This window comes from Mesorhizobium sp. M7A.F.Ca.US.005.03.2.1, assembly GCF_003997795.1.
Lineage (GTDB): Bacteria > Pseudomonadota > Alphaproteobacteria > Rhizobiales > Rhizobiaceae > Mesorhizobium > Mesorhizobium ciceri.
The window spans coordinates 1-2,225 of sequence record NZ_RZRP01000954.1 but is presented as its reverse complement, the minus strand read 5'-3'; the positions used below and the strand labels follow the sequence as shown (position 1 = coordinate 2,225).

The window sequence follows — 2,225 nt, the reverse complement described above, 5'->3', positions numbered from 1 at the left end:
GATCGGCCTTGTCGGCCACAAGTCGCCCGAAGCGACACGAGAACGGATTGCCGGTATTGGCGAGGCGCTCGATCGCCTGTTTTCCCTGATCGACCGCTTCATGGCCAATGATCGCGACAGCGGGTTTCAGCCGGAGATGATACGCGTCGGTTTGCTTATTGCCGATGTGCGGCTGCATTTCGGGATGACCGGGCGCGGCGAGCGCCTGATCTTTACGGCGGATGACGACGCCGTTTCGCTTGTCGCCGATCCCGAGATGCTGGCGACCGGCCTGATCAACCTCATCGACAATGCGCTCAAATATTCGTCGGAGGACCAGCCAGTGGATATCGATGTGCGCAGCGAAGGTCGAAGTGCGGTCATTCGGGTGCGTGACCGTGGCATCGGCATTCCACAGGCCGAGCTTCACAAGATCGGCAGGCGCTTTTTCCGGGCCTCCAATACGATGGCGGGAACCGGAACCGGTCTCGGCCTCTATTCTTCGCGCAAATTGCTGGCCTATCACGGCGGCAAGCTGCAGTTGCTCGCCAACGACGACCAGGGCATTACGTCCATCGTCAGCCTGCCTCTGGCAGGCGAGGCAACGGATCGACTTTCGCCCGAGGAACTGACCGCATGACGCATATTCTGATCGTCGAGGACGAGCCCCGGCTGCGCAAGGATCTGGCGGATTTCCTGGAACTGACGGGCTTCACGGCCGAAGGCGTCGCCACGGCAGGGGAATTGCGCCAGACGCTGGCCAACGGCAGCTCGCCCGCTGTCATCATCCTCGATGTCGGGCTGCCCGATGGGAACGGGTTCGATCTGGCAACCGAAATCCGCAAATCACATGCCTGCGGCATCATCATGCTGACGGCACTCGGTGACAGCGACGACCGTATCCGTGGCTTTGAGAGCGGCGCCGACATCTACCTGGTCAAGCACAGCACGCTGCGCGAGATCGACGCCGCAATTCGCAGCCTGCTGCGACGGACGGGAGCCCCGCCCGACTCTGCCAACGGCAGCAGCGATCGGTGGGTGCTGGACGGCACGAACTGGATGCTGATCGCGCCCAATCACCGTTCGCTTAAACTGACGGCGGCCGAGTTCGCCTTCATGAACGTGCTCTGCAACCGTAGCGGCGAAATCTGCCAGCGCGAGGATCTGGTGGAGCTTGTCGCCCGTCCCAGGTCGAACTTCGACAACAGGCATCTCGACGCAGTCGTCAGCCGGCTACGCCGCAAACTGGAGGAGCACATCAGCTTGCCCGCGCCGATCAAGGTCGTCTATGGCGTTGGCTACATCTTCACCGCAGCCGCCGCCGTGCAATGAACGTCTGCTCAACGGCTGCTTCCAGACCGAAGCATCGACTGGTCATGGCGCGGCAGGACCTCGATGTGCAGCCTGCAATGTCCGCTCTCAGGAAGCCACCATGCCCGCCCCTAAGACCGAGATTGCCGCCATTCGCAACCTGGTCAATGACGCTCACCGTTGGCCCATAGCGGAACACCCTCAGCTTACTCCTCGCCCTGCTTCTGCGCGATGATGTCGAGCCGCTCGCGGTCGGAGCGTTCGCGCTCGTCGCGGTTGCGCACGTCCTTGTAGGCACGCTCAACCATGTTGGTGCGGGCGGTCGCGGCGGCGATGAGGCCGGCTTCTTGCTTCGCGCTTGCCAGGTTCGCCTCCTGGCGCACGACCGCTTGGGCGATGCGGCGGTGGTAGAGATCGGGGAACAGGGCGGAAAGCGAATCGGGCTGGTCGAAATGGCCGACCAGTTCCCTGGCTTCAGCCTCGGCGGCACTGGCCGCGGCAAGGAAGGTGGCGTGGCGGGTTTCGTGCAGCGCCTTCAGCTGTTCCTGCACCTTGACCAGTTTCTTGAGGCGGTCCTTGCGCGTGCTCATGGTCATCTCGCCAGCGTCAGGTCGACGAAGCCGTCGACGAACAGCGACAGCATGGTGCCGACGGCGAAATAGAAGATGATCATGCCGCCGGCGATGATGAAGGGCTGGGAGATGAAATAGATCGGGATCTGCGGGGTCAGCTTGTTGACGAAGCCGATCGTCAGATTGACGAGAATGGCATAGGCGACGAACGGGCTGCCGAGGCGGATGACCAGGAAGAAGGTGTCCGACACCGTGTCGGTGACATCGACGAGGGCTGCCTGCGGGTTGAAGAAGATGTTGACCGGCGCGACCGTGTAGGAGGAAACCAGCGCGCGTAGTATCTCGTGGTCGAAATCGAAGACG

The 2,225-nt window shown here is 62.3% G+C and carries 4 protein-coding genes; 2 read left to right on the top strand and 2 right to left on the bottom strand.

The features are described 5' to 3' along the window. Both EN991_RS33115 and EN991_RS33110 read left to right on the top strand, forming a co-directional pair. Window positions 1–619 (top strand): sensor histidine kinase (locus tag EN991_RS33115; protein WP_164769555.1); only part of this gene is annotated, 619 nt, incomplete at its 5' end. Further along, window positions 616–1,311 carry a response regulator transcription factor gene (locus EN991_RS33110; protein ID WP_013529766.1) on the top strand — a complete coding sequence of 232 codons (696 nt, stop codon included), beginning with the start codon at window positions 616–618 and terminating at the stop codon, window positions 1,309–1,311. The genes EN991_RS33115 and EN991_RS33110, both read left to right, overlap by 4 nt. 185 nt (window positions 1,312–1,496) lie before the next feature. Here the strand turns inward: EN991_RS33110 and EN991_RS33105 are convergent, their stop codons facing one another. Next, the gene (locus EN991_RS33105) at window positions 1,497–1,880 is read right to left on the bottom strand and encodes a hypothetical protein (protein WP_013529767.1); all 384 of its coding nucleotides are present in this window, start codon (window positions 1,878–1,880) and stop codon (window positions 1,497–1,499) included. Window positions 1,881–1,882: 2 nt separating this feature from the next. Further along, a partial coding sequence (locus EN991_RS33100) for a flagellar biosynthetic protein FliR (RefSeq protein WP_206519298.1) occupies window positions 1,883–2,225 on the bottom strand: 343 nt, incomplete at its 5' end.

Coding starts and splice junctions, on each gene's coding strand:
- EN991_RS33110 (WP_013529766.1), top strand. CDS start 616: ATGACGCATATTCTGATCGTCGAGGACGAGCCCCGGCTGCGCAAGGAT.
- EN991_RS33105 (WP_013529767.1), bottom strand. CDS start 1,880: ATGAGCACGCGCAAGGACCGCCTCAAGAAACTGGTCAAGGTGCAGGAA.